The following is a 15,847-nucleotide window of genomic DNA, read 5'->3' as shown; positions in this document are numbered from 1 at the left end:
CGCCCACCCGACCTGCCGGCCGGGTGGGCGCGTGCTCACGCGAGGGCGTCAGACGCTGCGGATCGCGAGGGCGACGTTGTGGCCGCCGAAGCCGAACGAGTTGTTCAGCGCCGCGATGTCGCCGTCGGGCAGCTTCTGCGCCTCGCCCGTGACGACGTTGAGCGGGATCTCGGGGTCCTGGTCGTCCAGGTTGATCGTCGCCGGCACGAGCCGGTTGTGGATCGACTGGATCGTGATGACGGCCTCGAGCGCCCCGGCGGCACCGAGCAGGTGGCCCGTCATCGACTTCGTGGCCGTGACCGAGAGGTTCTCGGTGTGGTCGCCGAAGGCCCGCTTGATGGCGTTGTACTCGGCGACGTCACCGACCGGCGTCGACGTGGCGTGCGCGTTGATGTGGATGATGTCGGACAGCGACAGGTCGGCGCGCTCGACGGCGTACGTCATGGCGCGTGCCGCACCCGAGCCGTTGGGCTCGGGGGCCGTGATGTGGTGGGCGTCGGCGGACATGCCGACGCTGGCGAGCTCGGCGTAGATGCGGGCGCCACGGGCGCGGGCGTGCTCCTCGGACTCGAGCACGATGACGGCCGCGCCCTCGCCGAGCACGAAGCCGTCGCGACCGGTGTCGTAGGGGCGCGAGGCCTTCTCGGGCTCGTCGTTGCGCGTCGAGAGGGCCTGCATGGCCGCGAAGCCGGCGATCGGCAGGGCGTGCACGGCGGCCTCGGTGCCGCCGGCGACGACGACGTCGGCGCGCCCGGTGCGGATCATGTCGATGGCGTAGCCCATGCTCTCGGCGCCCGACGCGCAGGCGCTGACCGTCGTGTGCGCCCCGGCGCGCGCGCCGAGGTCGAGCGAGACGGCCGCGGCGGGTCCGTTGGGCATGAGCATCGGGACCGCGAGCGGGTAGACGCGTCGGGGGCCCTTCTCCTTGAGCACGTCCCACTGGTCGAGGAGGGTCCAGACGCCGCCGATGCCCGAGCCGATGGCGGCGCCGAGGCGCTCCGGGTCGATCTCGGGGGCGCCGGCGTCGGCCCAGGCCTCGCGGGCGGCGATGAGGGCGTACTGGCTCGACGGGTCGAGACGGCGCGTCTCGACCTTGGCGAGGACCTCGACCGGAGGCGTCGCGATGGTCGCGGCGAAGGTGACCGGGAGCTCGTACTTGGCGACCCAGTCGTAGTCCATCGGGCGGGCGCCGGAACGCCCCGCGAGCAGGGCCTCCCAGGTCTCGGGGGCCGTGCCGCCGAGCGGCGTCGTGGCGCCGAGACCGGTGACCACGACGCGTCGGTCGCGATTGGAGGTCATGTGACGTGCTCCTGTCGAGTCAGGTGTGCGGATGGTGCGAGGGGTGCCGGACGGTGCTGCGGGTCGGGCGGGTGCTGCGGGTGCTGCGGGTGCTGCCGGTGACGCCGGCCGTCGTGGCCGGGCCGAGCTGGTCGGCCCGGCCACGACGCGGCTCCCGGGAGCGGGTCGTGCGGGTCGGCCGGCGGTCACCCACCAGCCGTCCGCATCAGGACTGGGCGCCCGAGATGTACGTGACGGCGTCGCGGACGGTCTTGAGGTTCTTGACCTCGCTGTCCGGGATGCGCACGCCGAACTTCTCCTCGGCGTTGACGACGATCGTCATCATCGAGAGGGAGTCGATGTCGAGGTCCTCGGTGAAGGACTTGTCCATCTCGACGGACTCGGTGTCGAGGCCCGTCTCCTCGTTGACGATCTCGGCAAGACCCTCGAGGATCTCCTGCTCGGACTGAGCCATCTGTCTGCTCCTTGTGGTTGGGATCCGTGTCGTTCCGTTGGCCCGAATGACCCGTCGGGACCGGCGGGAGCTGGGTCAGGGGAGGACGACGACCTGGGCCGCGTAGACGAGGCCGGCGCCGAACCCGATCTGCAGCGCGAGGCCGCCGCTCGGGATCTCCTTCTCGGCGAGCATGCGCGTCGTCGCGATCGGGATGGAGGCGGCCGAGGTGTTGGCCGTCGTGACGATGTCGCGCGCCACCGGGATGTCGGCGGGCAGCTTGAGCTGCTTGACCATCGCGTCGATGATGCGGATGTTGGCCTGGTGGGGGATGAAGGCGTCGAGGTCGTCGGCCTTGATGCCGGCTTTGTCGATGGCCTGCTGGGCCACCGGGGCCATGCCCCAGACCGCCCACCGGAACACCGTCTGGCCGGCCATCCCGATCGCGGGCCAGGCGTTCTTGTCGGCCTGGGCGTCCTGCCACGACTCGCGCAGGTCGGTCCACGCCTGCTTCTGGGTGATGGCGTCGCGCTGCGTGCCGTCGGAGCCCCACACCGTCGGGCCGATGCCCGGGGTGTCGCTCGGGCCGACGACGCAGGCGCCCGCGCCGTCGCCGAAGATGAACGCGCTGCCGCGGTCGTAGGGGTCGGTGAAGTCGCTGAGCTTCTCGACGCCGACGACGAGGACGTAGTCGGCCGAGCCGCCCTTGACCATGTCGCTGGCCATGGCCACGCCGTAGCAGTAGCCGGCGCAGGCGGCCGAGATGTCGAGGGCCGGGGCCGTGGACCCGAGGCGGGCGGCGAGCTCGGGGGCCGAGGCCGGGGTCTGGTACGGGTGGGTCACGGTGGCGACGAGGACGAAGCCGATCTGCTCGGGCGCGATGCCGGCGTGCTCGAGGGCCTGCCGGGCCGCGTGCTCCGACATGTCGATGACGCTCTCGTCGGGTGCCGCGAAGTGTCGGCTGACGATGCCGGAGCGCTCGCGGATCCACTCGTCGCTCGAGTCGATCTTGTCGACGATCTCGGCGTTCATGACGACGCGCGCGGGGCGGTAGGCGCCGACGCCGAGGATGCGGGAGTGGCGGGCGGCCCCGGTGTCGACGAGGGTGCCGGTGCCCTTGGGCTGCGGTGCGGTGCCGGGTGCGGTGGTCACGGTGCCTTCTCTGTGGTCGCGGGGGTGAGGGTCAGGACGCGGACGGGCGGGCGTCGGAGGCCGAGGGGGTGGCGTCCGGGGTGGCGTCCGGGGTGGCGTCCGGGGTGGTGGACGCGGCGGCACCGTGCTCGGAGATCATCCGGCGCGCGGCCTCGAGGTCGTCGGGCGTCTTGAGGGCGAGGGTCTCGACGCCGCGCATGGCGCGCTTGGCGAGGCCGACCAGGGTGCCGGCGGGCGCGAGCTCGACGAGGCCCGTGACGCCGAGGGACAGGAGCGTCTCCATGCAGAGGTCCCAGCGCACCGGGTTGCTCACCTGGCTGACGAGGCGCGCGAGCGCATCGGTGCCCGAGCCCACGGCGGTGCCGTCGGCGTTGGACAGCAGCGTCACGGACGCGTCGCTGGGGCTGACCTCGGCCGCGCGGGCCGCGAGGGCCTCGACGGCGGGGGCCATGTGGTGGGTGTGGAAGGCGCCGGCGACCTGCAGCGGGATGACGCGTGCCTTGGCAGGAGCGTGGGCGGCCAGCGCGGCGACCTGCTCGAGGGTGCCGGCGGCCACGACCTGGCCGGCGCCGTTCATGTTCGCGGGCGTCAGGCCGTGGCGCTCCAGGGCGGCGAGGACCTCGTCGGGGTCGCCGCCGAGGACGGCCGCCATGCCGGTCGGGGTGACGGCGCTGGCCTCGGCCATCGCACGGCCGCGGACGCTGACGAGCGACATCGCCTCGGTGGGGGCCAGCACGCCGGCCGCGGCGGCCGCCGTGAACTCGCCGACGGAGTGGCCGGCCACGACCGTGGACGAGGGGAGCGTCGCGCCGTCGAGCAGGGCGCTCAGGGTCGTGAGGCCGGCGCCGACGATGAGCGGCTGGGCGACGGCGGTGTCCTTGATCGTCTCGGCGTCGGACTCGGTGCCGTGGGCGACGAGGTCGACGCCGGCGGCCTCGCCGAGCGAGGCGAGCAGCTCGCGCTGACCCGGCAGCTCGAGCCACGGGGAGAGGAAGCCGGGGGTCTGGGAGCCCTGTCCAGGGCAGACGATCGCTAGCACGTGTCCAACACTTCCCGGTTACCGGTCAGGACCTCGCCACCGAATGTCACCAACTCGGTCGCGATTGTTTGGAGGATACCTCCAAGGGAGAACGAGCGTTCGGTCGAGAATCCTCTGGGCCGCGTCGGTCGCGGGGCGCGAGGGTCAGGCCAGTCGGCCGAGCGCGAGCGCGACCCGGGCCGCCCACGCCTCGCGAGGCGTCGTCAGGTCGTAGCCGGTGGCATCGCCGATCCGCCCGAGGCGGTACCGCACCGTGTTGGGGTGCACGAAGAGGGCGCGCGCGGTGGCCTCGAGGCTGCCGCCGTTCTCGAGGTAGGCGGTGGCGGTGTCGAGCAGCGGTGCCTGCTGGGGCCCGCGCAGGGGCCGGTGGATGCGCTCGACGAGGATGCGCCTGGCACTCGCGTCGCCGGCCAGGGCGCGCTCGGGCAGGAGGGCGTCGGACTCGACGACGCGCGGCGCGTCGGGCCACGCCGACGCGGCGGAGAGTCCGCTCAGGGCAGCGCGCGCCGAGCGTCCCGCGGCGAACAGGTGTGGCACGGTGGGCCCGACCACCACGGGTCCGGGGCCGAAGCGGTCGGCCACCGCGCCGACGACGGCGAGCGGCTCGCGGGTGCCGCCGACGACGGCGATGAGGCGGGTGCGCTGGACGAGCACGAGCGCCTCGACACCCTCCTTGCGCACCGCCCGACGCAGCTCGTCGACCGCCGGAACGGTGCTGGCCCGTGCCTCCGGGGTGGTCCCGACCACGAACGTCACGTGCGACACCTCGCCCCACCCGAGGGCCGTGGCCCGCGACTGCATCGACTCGTCCGCCTCGCCGCGGAGCACGGCGTCGACGACGAGGGCCTCGAGGCGGGCGTCCCACGCACCGCGGGCCTCCGCCGCTCCGGCGTAGACCTCGGCCGCGGCGAAGGCGATGTCACGGGAGAACCGCAGCACCGACTCGCGCAGCAGCTGCTCGTCGCCGGGGCCGGCGAGGCTCTCGACGTGCGACTCGACGACGTCGACGACGGTGCGCACGAGGTCGAGGGTCTGGCGCAGGCTGACCGACCGCGTCAGCTCCTGGGGTGCGTTGGCGAAGATCGAGATCGCCGACGGCGCGTGGCCCTCGGACCGGAACCAGGCGATGAACTGCGAGATGCCGGCCTGGGCCACGAGGCCCACCTGCGAGCGCTCCTCGGCCGACAGGCGTCGGTACCACCCGAGGTTCTCCTCCATGCGACGCGCCGCGAGCGTCGACAGCTCGCCGGCGCTGCGCTCGACGGTGCGCGTCGTGGCGTCGCTCGGCTGGACGGGTCGGTCGGTCACGGCGCCAGCCTAGGACGCGTCGGCACCCTCGCTTTGTACGGCGCTCACAAACCGCTTCGCCCGGGCGCGCAGGCGGCCTCGTGACGGGTGGGGCTGGTGGCGTCAGTGGGCCGTGAGGATGCAGGAGCGCCCGACGTAGGCGCGCGGGCCCTCGAAGTGGGGGAGGGCGGCCGCGAGGTCGGCGGCGAACGTCGACAGGTAGGCGACGGCAGCCGCGTGGTCGGGGAACGTCGCGCGCGTCTCGACGTCGCGACGCGACACGTGCTCGAAGTGGCGCGACAGCGCCTCCTCGGCGTTCTCGGCCGTGAACTGCGAGGCGACGGGCTCGCCGCCCGCCTCGCGCAGCAGGTCGCCCAGGTGCTCCTCGCCGTTCGTCGCGACGCTGAGCCGTCCACCGTCGCGCAGCACGCGTCGCAGCTCGGCGAGCGTGCCGTCGAGGTCGGGCACGTGGTAGAGCATCCACGCCGCGACAGCCCCGTCGAAGGTGTCGTCGGCGAAGGGGAGCGCGTCGCCGGGCACCTGGCGGGACGGGACGCCGAGCGAGGAGGTGGCCTCGACCATGGCGGCCGAGATGTCGGTGGCGAGGTAGTCGACGTCAGGCAGCGCGTCGATCACCGACCGAGCGAAGTGGCCTGTGCCGCAGCCGATCTCGATGACCTTCGCCGGGCGGGCGGCCACGACCGAGCTGACGAGCACCTCGGTGGGGGAGACGCCCTCGGGACCGGGACCCCACACGTCGCGTCGCGTCCGGAGGTTGTCGGTGCGCGCGTACTGCGCGTCCACGGTGTCGCGGTCGGTCATGGCGTCGGTCGGCTGCATGGCGCCCGACCCTACCCGCCGCCGCCGGACCTCGCGCGGCCGGCGGGTGGGTGGGATGGCCGGCGGCGCGAGGTGGTCGGTGGACGTCGACTCAGTCGGTGCCGAACTCCATGGCGGCGCGGTCGAGCGCGTCGTCCTGCTCGTCGACGTCGGCCGCGGACGGGTTGGCCGCGATGGCCTGCGCGCCGCCGGGGGCCAGCTCGCCGACGAGGTCGGTGGCGTCGGAGCCGAGCAGGCCCTGACTCGCGTACAGCTCGAGCTTGGCGCGCGAGTCGGCGATGTCGAGGTTGCGCATCGTCAGCTGGCCGATGCGGTCGACCGGGCCGAACGCGGCGTCCTCGGTGCGCTCCATCGACAGCTTCTCGGGGTGGTAGCTGAACGCCGGGCCGGTCGTGTTCACGACCGACCAGTCGTCACCGCGGCGCAGGCGCAGCGTGACCTCGCCGGTGACGGCGCTCGCGACCCAGCGCTGCAGCGACTCGCGGAGCATGAGCGACTGCGGGTCGAGCCAGCGGCCCTCGTAGAGGAGGCGGCCGAGGCGTCGGCCCTCGGCGTGGTAGGCCGCGATGGTGTCCTCGTTGTGGATGGCGTTGAGGAGCCTCTCGTAGGTCAGGTGCAGCAGGGCCATGGCGGGCGCCTCGTAGATGCCGCGCGACTTGGCCTCGATGATGCGGTTCTCGATCTGGTCGCTCATGCCGAGGCCGTGGCGGCCGCCGATGGCGTTGGCCTCCATGACGAGCGAGACGGGGTCCTCGAAGGTGACGCCGTTGATGGCGACCGGGCGGCCGCGCTCCCAGCGCACGGTGACGTCCTCGGTCTCGATGGCGACGGCGGGGTCCCAGAACCGGACGCCCATGATCGGCTCGACGACCTCCATCGACTCGTCGAGGAACTCGAGGGTCTTGGCCTCGTGCGTCGCGCCCCAGATGTTGGCGTCGGTCGAGTAGGCCTTCTCCGCGGAGGCGCGGTAGGGCAGCTCGCGGGCCGTCAGCCACTCCGACATCTCGTGCCGGCCACCGAGCTCGGTGACGAAGTCGGCGTCGAGCCACGGCTTGTAGATGCGCAGCTGCGGGTTGGCGAGCAGGCCGTAGCGGTAGAACCGCTCGATGTCGTTGCCCTTGAAGGTCGAGCCGTCGCCCCAGATGGAGACGCCGTCCTCCTGCATGGCGCGCACGAGCAGCGTGCCCGTGACGACGCGGCCGAGCGGCGTCGTGTTGAAGTACGTCTTGCCGCCGCTGCGGATGTGGAAGGCGCCGCACGCGATGGCGGACAGGCCTTCCTCGACGAGCGCCTGGCGGCAGTCGACGAGCCGGCTGATCTCGGCGCCGTACTGGCCGGCGCGGCCGGGGACGGAGGCGATGTCGGGCTCGTCGTACTGGCCGAGGTCGGCCGTGTACGTGCAGGGCACCGCGCCCTTCTCACGCATCCACGCGACGGCCACCGAGGTGTCGAGGCCACCGGAGAAGGCGATGCCGACGCGTTCACCGACAGGGAGGGAGGTCAGTACCTTGGACACGAGTGCAAGTATATGCACAGTCGCGCATACCTATCCAATCGGCCGAGCCGGTTCGCTCTTGGGCACCGGCTGCTCTTCGGGGCACCGGTCGCCGGGGCCCGCGCGTCGGGTGCCCCGAAGTGCGCTTTGTGGGCGAGCGGCGCTGGCGTGCCGCCGTCCACATCCCCAGCCCCGAGGTCGCGACGTTCCACAGGCCGCCCGAACCCGTGGATCGCGACCCGGCTCCACGGGCACCGTCTTGCCACGGACCTACGACTGCTGGCGCGCGACGGCGTCTTCTCGACCCCCGACGCCGAGCGCCACGGCCTCGACCGCCACGCCCTGACCCGCCTCTGCCGAGCAGGCCGGATCGTGCGACTGACTCGCGGTTGGTACGCGGTCACCGACGGTGCAGCGCCTGACGGTGAGGCCCTGCACCGCCTCTGCGCGCTCGCGCTCGGGAGGCAGTTCCGGTCCCGCGCCGTCATCAGCCACCACTCGTTGCTCCTGTGCCGCGGCCTGCCGACCTTCCGGGCCGATCTCGCGACGGTCCACCTGGCGTCGGTCGACCCAGGTACCTCCGGGTCGCCCGGCCGATCGAGCCGTGGCGCCGGCGTCCGACGCCCCGGACTGGTCATGCACCGACCGGTGAGAGGCCTGGGCCTGAGCGCGCCGTCGGTCGAGGACCACCGTCCCGCCGGGATGCCGCTGGAGCACGCCATCGTGCAGGCGGGACTGCTCGGCGGGCCCGAGGCCGCTCTGGTGCCGGCCGACGCTGCCGTGCGCGCGGCGTCGGTCGATGCCGCCCGGCTCGAACGCGCCGTGGCCGACCTGCGAACCCACTCGGGCATCGGTCCGGTGCGGGCGGCGCTGGCGTTCGTCGACGGCCGGCACGAGTCGCCCGGTGAGACGCGTACGGCCTACGTGCTGCGCTGCCTGGGCTTCGAGCTCGAGCCCCAGTACGAGGTGCGGGCGGAGGGGCGGCGGTTCCGCGCCGACTTCCGCGTCCTGGGCACGCGCGTGCTCGTCGAGTTCGACGGCGCCTCGAAGTATGCCGACGGGCGCCGCGAGACCCTCTTCGAGGAGAAGCGTCGAGAGGATGCCCTCCGACGCGCGGGGTGGGTCGTCGTACGTCTCATGTGGGCCGACCTCGACCGACCCGAGCAGGTCCGACGGCTGGTGGCCGAGGCCGTGGCATGCGCCGCCTGAAGCGTCACCGGCTGCCTTTCGGGGCAGGAACGGTCGGGGGCCGCGCGACTCGTGACGCGAACCGCAGTCGCTGCCGCGGAACGCCGGCGGCCCGGCCCCCGTCATCGGGGCCGGGCCGCAGGCGTCGGTCAGTGCGCTCGGCGGGGGAGCGTCAGCTCTCGCCGCCGGCGTTGCCGGACGTGCCGGCGGTGACGTCGTCGAGGCGGTACTTGTCCGCGGCCTTGGCCGGGATGTCGGCGTCGATCTTGCCGTCCTTGGCCAGCAGCTGCAGCGTGCGCACCGCGACCGAGGGGCCGTCGATGTGGAAGAAGCGGCGGGCGGCCGGTCGGGTGTCGGAGAAGCCGAAGCCGTCGGCACCGAGCGTCGCGTACGTGCCCGGGACCCACTCGCGGATCTGGTCCTGAACGGCCCGCATGTAGTCGGACACACCGACGACCGGGCCCTCGGTGCCCTCGAGGCACTGCGTGACCCACGGGACGCGCCGGTCGCCGTCGGGGCCGAGGAACTCCTGCTCGTCAGCGGCCAGGCCGTCGCGACGCAACTCGTTCCACGAGGTGACCGACCAGACGTCGGCGGCCACGCCCCAGTCGTCGGCGAGCAGCTGCTGGGCCTCGAGCGCCCACGGCACCCCGACGCCGGAGGCGAGGATCTGGGCCCGCGCCGGCGTGTGCTGCCAGCCCTCGGTCTTCGCCTCCGAGATGCGGTGCATGCCCTTGAGGATGCCCTCGACGTCGACGTCGGCCGGCTCGGCGGGCTGCTGGATCGGCTCGTTGTAGACGGTCAGGTAGTAGATGAGGTTGGACTCTTCGGGAGTCTGTCCCTCGCCGTACATCCGACGCAGGCCGTCCTGCATGATGTGCGCGATCTCGTAGGCGTAGGCCGGGTCGTAGTGCACGACGGCCGGGTTCGTCGCCGCGAGGAGCGGGCTGTGGCCGTCGGCGTGCTGCAGGCCCTCGCCGGTCAGGGTCGTGCGGCCTGCCGTGGCCCCGATGAGGAAGCCGCGGCTCATCTGGTCGGCGGCCGCCCAGATCGAGTCGCCGGTGCGCTGGAAGCCGAACATCGAGTAGAAGACGTAGATCGGGACCATCGGCTGGCCGTGCGTGGCGTACGACGTGCCGGCGGCCGTGAACGCGGCGAGCGAGCCCGCCTCGTTGATGCCGAGGTGCAGGATCTGACCCTGGGTGTTCTCGCGGTAGGCGAGCATCAGCTCGGCGTCGACCGGCGTGTAGTTCTGCCCGTTGGGGTTGTAGATCTTGATCGTCGGGAAGAACGCGTCCATGCCGAAGGTGCGCGCCTCGTCGGGGATGATCGGCACGATCCGCTTGCCGAACTCCTTGTCGCGCAGGAGGTCCTTGAGCAGCCGGACGAACGCCATCGTCGTGGCGACCTCCTGCTTGCCCGAGCCCTTCTTGACCTGGGCGTAGGCCTCGTCGCCGGGCAGCTTGACGGTCTCGAACCGGACGCGTCGGCTCGGCAGCGTGCCCCCGAGTTTGGCGCGGCGGTCGACCGAGTACTTGACGACGTCGTTGTCCGGCCCCGGGTGGTAGTACGGCGGCTGGTAGGGGTTGGCCTCGAGCTGCTCGTCGGAGATCGGGATGCGGAGGCTGTCGCGGAAGGCCTTGAGGTCCTCCAGCGTCATCTTCTTCATCTGGTGCGTGGCGTTGCGGCCGGCGAAGTGCGAGCCGAGGCTGTAGCCCTTGATCGTCTTGGCGAGGATGACGGTCGGCTGGCCGGTGTGCTCACGGGCCGCCTGGTAGGCCGCGTACACCTTGCGGTAGTCGTGGCCACCGCGCTTGAGGTCCCACCAGACCTGGTCGTCGGTCCAGCTCTCGACCATCTTGGCGGTGCGCGGGTCGCGGCCGAAGAAGTGGTCGCGCACGTACTTGCCGTCGTTGGCGCGGAAGGTCTGGTAGTCGCCGTCGCTCGTGGAGTTCATGAGGTGCACGAGCGCGCCGTCGCGGTCGCCGGCGAGGAGCGGGTCCCAGCCACGGCCCCAGACGACCTTGATGACGTTCCAGCCGGCACCGCGGAAGAACGCCTCGAGCTCCTGGATGATCTTGCCGTTGCCGCGGACCGGTCCGTCGAGACGCTGCAGGTTGCAGTTGATGACGAACGTGAGGTTGTCGAGCTCCTCGTTGGCCGCGAGCTGGAGCAGGCCGCGCGACTCGGGCTCGTCCATCTCGCCGTCGCCGAGGAAGGCCCAGACGTCCTGCTGGCTGGTGTCCTTGATGCCGCGGTTGTGCAGGTACTTGTTGAACTGCGCCTGGTAGATGGCGTTCATCGGGCCGATGCCCATCGACACCGTCGGGAACTCCCAGTAGTCCGGCATGAGGCGCGGGTGGGGGTAGGACGGGACGGCGCGGATCTTGCCGTCGACGATGTGGCTCTTCTCCTGGCGGAAGCCGTCGAGGTCGGCCTCGCTCAGGTGGCCCTCGAGGAAGCTGCGGGCGTACATGCCGGGGGAGGCGTGGCCCTGGAAGTAGACCTGGTCGCCGCCGCCCTCGTGGTCCTTGCCGCGGAAGAAGTGGTTCATGCCCACCTCGTAGAGCGTCGCGGCGCTCGCGTACGTGGAGATGTGGCCACCGACGCCGATGCCGGGGCGCTGGGCGCGGTGCACCATGACCGCGGCGTTCCAGCGGATGTAGCGGCGGAACTCGCGCTCCACCTCCTCGTCGCCGGGGAACCAGGGCTCACGCTCCGGCGGGATGGTGTTGATGTAGTCGGTGGCCGTCAGCGACGGCACGCCGACCTGCTGCTGACGGGCCCGCTCGATGAGCTTGAGCATGATGTAGCGCGCCCGCGTGCGGCCCTTCTCGTCCAGGACGGCGTCGAGGGAGTCGAGCCACTCCTGGGTCTCCTCGGGATCGATGTCCGGGAGCTGACTGGGGATGCCGTTGAGGATCGGGCCGGCCTCGGAAGCCACGTCGTGGGTCCTTTCTCGTCGCGTCGCGGCGCCCTCGGACCGGGTGGTCGGGGCGCTGCTCCCTTCCATCCTCTACCAAACCGTGGTAGCCGTCACACTCGGGTCCGGCAGTGGGACACCGACGCGTGTTGTAGGGCGTTGGGCCCGTTCCGCCACACCTTGCGCGATACCGTCGGAGCGAGTGCACTGGTACCCGGTGGCGTCGCCCCGCCTCACGGCGCGACCCGGCGACCACCTGCCAGCACGACGTGAACGACCGGCCCGGGCGACCTGCTCGGGCCCCCGACGGAGAGGACCGGTGACAGTGAGCGCGACCGCGGGAGCGGCGTCCCTCAGCAAGCTCGGATTTGCCAAAGGGCAGGTCATCCAGGAGTTCGGCTATGACGACGACGTCGACGACGACCTGCGGTTCGAGGTCGAGGACGTCATCGGTACCGAGCTCGAGGACGAGGAGTTCAACGACGGGGCCGACGGTGTCATCGTCTGGTACCGCGACGGCGACGAGGATCTCGTCGACCTCATGGTCGATGCCCTGACGAAGCTGTTCGACCAGGGTTTCGTCGTGCTGCTGACGCCGAAGGCGGGACGGGACGGCCACGTCGATGCCGCCGTCGTCGAGGAGGCCGCCTCCACGGCGGGCCTCGTGACGGGCGGGCAGGTCAACGTGGCGACCAACTGGACCGCCTCGCGCCTCATGCCACCGAAGGGCCCCCGCCGCTGACCCGCCCGGGTGCCGGTGGTCGTGCCGGTCCCGGTACCCGCGGGGGTGTGAGTGGGCGTGGCAGCGGGCGTCCGCGCGAGGTGCGACACTCGTGGGCATGACGAACGCGCCCTCGCTCCACGCGTCCGCCCAGCCGGCCGTCGGCGACCTCGCTCCCGACTTCACGCTGGTGGATCAGTACGGCGTCGACGTCAGCCTGTCGTCGGTCCGCGGCCGCAAGAACGCCGTCGTCGTGTTCTACCCGGCCGCGTTCTCGGGCATCTGCCGCGGCGAGCTGCGCGAGATCCGCGACGGCCTCGAGGACTTCCAGACCGACGACATCCAGGTGTTCGCCGTGTCGTGCGACTCGATGTACACCCTGCGCACGTGGGCCGACGCCGAGGGGCACTTCTTCCCGTTGCTGTCCGACTTCTGGCCGCACGGGGAGGTCGCCCGGCGCTACGGGGTGTTCAGCGACGACGACGGCTTCGCCCTGCGCGGCACGTTCCTGCTCGACCGCTCCGGTCGGGTCGTGTGGTCTGAGGTGCGCGGCATCGGCCAGGGCCGCGACTTCCGCGAGTACCGGGAGGCGCTGGCCCGCCTGCGCGCCTCGGACGCGCCGGACGCGTCGGCCCGCTAGGCTGTCCGCCGCCCGACCGGACGCTCCGCGCCCCGCCGGGAGGGGGCCTGTAGCTCAGCTGGTAGAGCACCGCGTTTACACCGCGGGTGTCGTCGGTTCGATCCCGGCCGGGCCCACGTGGTTGACGTGACGCTGCGCGACGTCGTCGCGGTCCTCGAGTCCCTGTACCCGCCCGAGACCGCGGCCGACTGGGACCGCGTCGGCCTCGTCGCCGGCGACCTCGACCAGCCGGTCCGCACCATCCTCTTCGCCCTCGACCCGACGCTCGCCGTCATCGACGAGGCGGTGCGCTGCGAGGCCGACCTGCTCGTCACCCACCACCCGCTCCTGCTGCGCGGCGTCCACTCGGTGGCCACGACGACGGCCAAGGGCGCGTCCGTCACGGCGCTGCTGGCCGGTGGGGTCGCGCTCTACGTCGCGCACACCAACGCCGACGTCGCCGACCCGGGGGTGTCCACCGTCCTCGCCGACGCGCTCGGGCTGACGAGCCAGCGACCGCTGACGGAGGTCGGCGGCCGCCCGGCGGGACGCATCGGGGAGCTGCCCGTGGCCGTGTCGCTGCACGACTTCGCCGAGGCGCTGGCCGACGCCCTGCCCGCGACGGTGGGCGGGATGCGGGTCAGCGGCCAGCCGGACGCCGTCGTGCACCGCGTCGCCGTCATGGGCGGCTCGGGCGACGACCAGTTCGACGCGGTCCGCGCGTCGGGCGCCGACGTCTACGTCACGGCCGACCTGCGCCACCACCCGGTGCTCGAGGCCCGCGAGGAGGCGCGCGACGGCACGCCCTTCCTCGTCGACGCCGGGCACTGGGCCACCGAGTCGCTGTGGCTGGCCAGCGCGCGCGAACGCGTCCTCGAGGCACTGGGGGAGGACCCGACCCCGGGCGCGGAACCGACTAGGGTCGTGGGCAGACTCTCGAGCGTGCGCACCGAGCCGTGGACCTTCGTCGTCGGTGCCAACCGAGCCCAACCCGAGCCGGGCCCTGCCCGCGACCGGACCGACCCCGGAGGTGCGTCCTGAAAGCCGACCCGTCCCGCCAGTGGCGCCTGCTCGACCTGCAGGCCATCGACACGCGACTCGACCAGATCGCGCACGCCAAGGCGAACCTGCCCCAGCTCGCGGCCGTCGACGCGGCGCGTCGTGAGGTCGGCGCCCTCGAGACCGACGTCGTCAACGCCCGCACCGCGGCCGACGACGTCCAGCGCGAGCTGACCAAGTCCGAGCAGGACGTCCAGCTCGTCCGCGACCGCGCGGCCCGCGACCAGGCCCGGCTCGACTCCGGTCAGGGCTCGGCCAAGGACCTGCAGGCCCTCCAGCACGAGCTGACCTCCCTCGCCCGCCGCCAGGCCGAGCTCGAGGACGTCGAGATCGAGGTCATGGAGCGCGCCGAGTCCCTCGCGGCCCGGGTCACCGAGGTGCAGAACCGTCACGCCGAGGTGGCCGAGCGCCTGACGCGCCTCGAGTCCGAGCGCGACGCCAGGCTCGCCGAGCTCGACGCCGAGGCGACGAAGGTGGGCGCCGGGCGCGCCGACGTCGTGGCCGGCGTCGGAGACGACCTCGTGAGCCTCTACGAGAAGATCCGCGCGTCGAGCGGTGGCCTGGCCGCCGCGGCGATGCAGCACCGGCGGTGCGGCGGCTGCCGCCTCGAGCTGAACCCCGTCGACATCGACCGCATCCGCAGCACCCCTCAGGACGAGATCATCCGCTGCGAGGAGTGCCGCCGCATCATGGTGCGCACCGCCGAGTCGGGGCTGTGACGCGCTCGGAGCCCAGCGCGTGACCGGGACCTCCGGGACGTCCGGGCGCCGCCTCGTCGTCGAGGCCGACGGCGGGTCACGGGGCAACCCCGGTGTCGCCGGCTACGGCGCCCTCGTGCGTGACGCCGAGACCGGCGCGGTGCTCGTCGAGCTGGCCGAGCCGCTCGGCCAGCAGAGCAACAACGTGGCCGAGTACTCCGGCCTCATTGCTGGGCTGACGGCCGCCGCCGAGCTCGCCGCCGGGCCGCGCGTCGTCGCGAGGTTGGACTCCAAGCTCGTCGTCGAGCAGATGTCGGGCCGCTGGAAGATCAAGCACGAGGACATGCGCCGCCTGGCGCTCGAGGCGCGCGAGGTGGTGCGTCGCATCGCCGACGCCGGCGGCTCGGTGCAGTTCGAGTGGGTCCCGCGCGAGAAGAACAAGGCTGCCGACGCCCTGAGCAACGACGCGATGGACGGCAAGAGCGTGCGCCGCGTCCTCGAGGGCGCTGCGCGCGTGGACGCCCCCGACGCGTCAGCGGCGCCCGACGCGTCGGCGGTGCTCGAGCACGCCGCCGAGGCCGCTGCGGCGGTCTCGGCATCAGCCTCCGTCTCCGCCTCCGGGCCGACGACGTCGAGCGCCGCGACCCGCCCGCTGCGGCTCCTGCTCGTGCAGGTGCCCTACGACGAGACCGTCGGGTCGCGCGTCGTGCGGGCCGTGCAGCGACTCGTCGGCGACGACGCCCGCGTCGTCGGGTCGGCCGAGCCGCCCACCGCGGACCTGGCCCGGACGCTCGCGACGGCGCTCGACGCGTCCGTCGACGTCACGGAGGCGTGGGACGGCACGGCGCCGGGGGAGGGTGCCGACGAGCGGGTGCGCGACGCCTACCGCGGCCTCGTGGCCGAGGGCGGCACCGTCGTCGCCGTCACGTCCCGCCGCGGGGTGCTCTCGGTGCTCGGCGACGTCCTCGCGACGCCGACGGCCCGGTTCTGGGCTTTGGCCACCGCCCCCGGGAGCCTGTCGGCCGTCGAGGTCTGGGAGGACGGTTCCGCGTCGGTGGCTTTCACCAATCGGACCGACCATCTCGCCTGACGGA

15 protein-coding genes and 1 tRNA gene are annotated in these 15,847 nt (G+C 72.6%); 7 read left to right on the top strand and 9 right to left on the bottom strand.

Annotation, left to right across the window (positions count from 1 at the left end):
• Positions 1–48 precede the first annotated feature (48 nt).
• The 8 genes from fabF to argG all read right to left on the bottom strand — a co-directional run bounded on the left by fabF (position 49) and on the right by argG (position 7,566).
• Positions 49–1,299, bottom strand: coding sequence for a beta-ketoacyl-ACP synthase II (gene fabF, locus BIV28_RS08410; protein ID WP_076260938.1), 1,251 nt, complete (start codon positions 1,297–1,299; stop codon positions 49–51).
• Between the two features lie 19 nt (positions 1,300–1,318).
• Positions 1,319–1,492 (bottom strand): hypothetical protein, encoded by a 174-nt coding sequence (locus BIV28_RS19965; protein ID WP_207555857.1) that lies wholly within the window; start codon positions 1,490–1,492, stop codon positions 1,319–1,321.
• Positions 1,493–1,504: 12 nt separating this feature from the next.
• Positions 1,505–1,753, bottom strand: a complete 249-nt coding sequence (locus tag BIV28_RS08405) for an acyl carrier protein (protein ID WP_076260936.1) — start codon at positions 1,751–1,753, stop codon at positions 1,505–1,507.
• A gap of 75 nt (positions 1,754–1,828) precedes the next feature.
• The gene (locus BIV28_RS08400) at positions 1,829–2,884 is read right to left on the bottom strand and encodes a beta-ketoacyl-ACP synthase III (protein ID WP_207555856.1); all 1,056 of its coding nucleotides are present in this window, start codon (positions 2,882–2,884) and stop codon (positions 1,829–1,831) included.
• A gap of 31 nt (positions 2,885–2,915) precedes the next feature.
• Positions 2,916–3,923 carry an ACP S-malonyltransferase gene (locus tag BIV28_RS08395; protein ID WP_076260935.1) on the bottom strand — a complete coding sequence of 336 codons (1,008 nt, stop codon included), beginning with the start codon at positions 3,921–3,923 and terminating at the stop codon, positions 2,916–2,918.
• A gap of 144 nt (positions 3,924–4,067) precedes the next feature.
• A complete protein-coding gene (locus tag BIV28_RS08390) occupies positions 4,068–5,231 on the bottom strand; it encodes a PucR family transcriptional regulator (protein WP_076260933.1) in 1,164 nt (387 codons plus the stop codon).
• A gap of 102 nt (positions 5,232–5,333) precedes the next feature.
• A complete protein-coding gene (locus BIV28_RS08385; RefSeq protein WP_076260931.1) occupies positions 5,334–6,050 on the bottom strand; it encodes a class I SAM-dependent methyltransferase in 717 nt (238 codons plus the stop codon).
• A 91-nt stretch (positions 6,051–6,141) separates the two neighbouring features.
• Positions 6,142–7,566, bottom strand: a complete 1,425-nt coding sequence (gene argG, locus BIV28_RS08380) for an argininosuccinate synthase (protein WP_076260930.1) — start codon at positions 7,564–7,566, stop codon at positions 6,142–6,144.
• A 12-nt stretch (positions 7,567–7,578) separates the two neighbouring features.
• On the opposite strand from argG, the gene BIV28_RS08375 reads away from it, so the two are divergent.
• The gene (locus BIV28_RS08375; RefSeq protein WP_083707157.1) at positions 7,579–8,754 is read left to right on the top strand and encodes a type IV toxin-antitoxin system AbiEi family antitoxin domain-containing protein; all 1,176 of its coding nucleotides are present in this window, start codon (positions 7,579–7,581) and stop codon (positions 8,752–8,754) included.
• Between the two features lie 151 nt (positions 8,755–8,905).
• Here the strand turns inward: BIV28_RS08375 and aceE are convergent, their stop codons facing one another.
• On the bottom strand, positions 8,906–11,677 hold the full coding sequence (aceE, locus tag BIV28_RS08370; RefSeq protein ID WP_076260926.1) for a pyruvate dehydrogenase (acetyl-transferring), homodimeric type: 2,772 nt from the start codon (positions 11,675–11,677) through the stop codon (positions 8,906–8,908).
• A gap of 304 nt (positions 11,678–11,981) precedes the next feature.
• Here aceE and BIV28_RS08365 point away from each other — a divergent pair, with 304 nt between their 5' ends.
• The 6 genes from BIV28_RS08365 to BIV28_RS08340 all read left to right on the top strand — a co-directional run bounded on the left by BIV28_RS08365 (position 11,982) and on the right by BIV28_RS08340 (position 15,843).
• The gene (locus tag BIV28_RS08365) at positions 11,982–12,398 is read left to right on the top strand and encodes a DUF3052 domain-containing protein (RefSeq protein WP_076260925.1); all 417 of its coding nucleotides are present in this window, start codon (positions 11,982–11,984) and stop codon (positions 12,396–12,398) included.
• Positions 12,399–12,495: 97 nt separating this feature from the next.
• The gene (locus BIV28_RS08360; RefSeq protein ID WP_076261139.1) at positions 12,496–13,017 is read left to right on the top strand and encodes a peroxiredoxin; all 522 of its coding nucleotides are present in this window, start codon (positions 12,496–12,498) and stop codon (positions 13,015–13,017) included.
• Positions 13,018–13,060: 43 nt separating this feature from the next.
• Positions 13,061–13,133, top strand: a tRNA-Val gene (locus tag BIV28_RS08355).
• Position 13,134: 1 nt separating this feature from the next.
• Complete coding sequence (locus tag BIV28_RS08350) at positions 13,135–14,037, top strand: Nif3-like dinuclear metal center hexameric protein (protein WP_076260923.1); 903 nt, start codon at positions 13,135–13,137, stop codon at positions 14,035–14,037.
• Positions 13,953–14,774 (top strand): zinc ribbon domain-containing protein, encoded by an 822-nt coding sequence (locus tag BIV28_RS08345; RefSeq protein WP_341350207.1) that lies wholly within the window; start codon positions 13,953–13,955, stop codon positions 14,772–14,774. Before BIV28_RS08350 ends, BIV28_RS08345 begins: the two co-directional genes overlap by 85 nt.
• A 19-nt stretch (positions 14,775–14,793) precedes the next feature.
• Positions 14,794–15,843: a reverse transcriptase-like protein gene (locus BIV28_RS08340; protein ID WP_076260922.1), complete on the top strand. Its 1,050-nt coding sequence runs from the start codon at positions 14,794–14,796 to the stop codon at positions 15,841–15,843.
• Positions 15,844–15,847 lie beyond the last annotated feature (4 nt).

Origin of the sequence: Intrasporangium flavum (assembly GCF_001956915.1) — a bacterium.
Classification (GTDB): Bacteria; Actinomycetota; Actinomycetes; order Actinomycetales; family Dermatophilaceae; genus Monashia; species Monashia flava.
The sequence above is the reverse complement of the archived record's forward strand: the minus strand, read 5'-3'. Positions and strand labels throughout refer to the sequence as shown.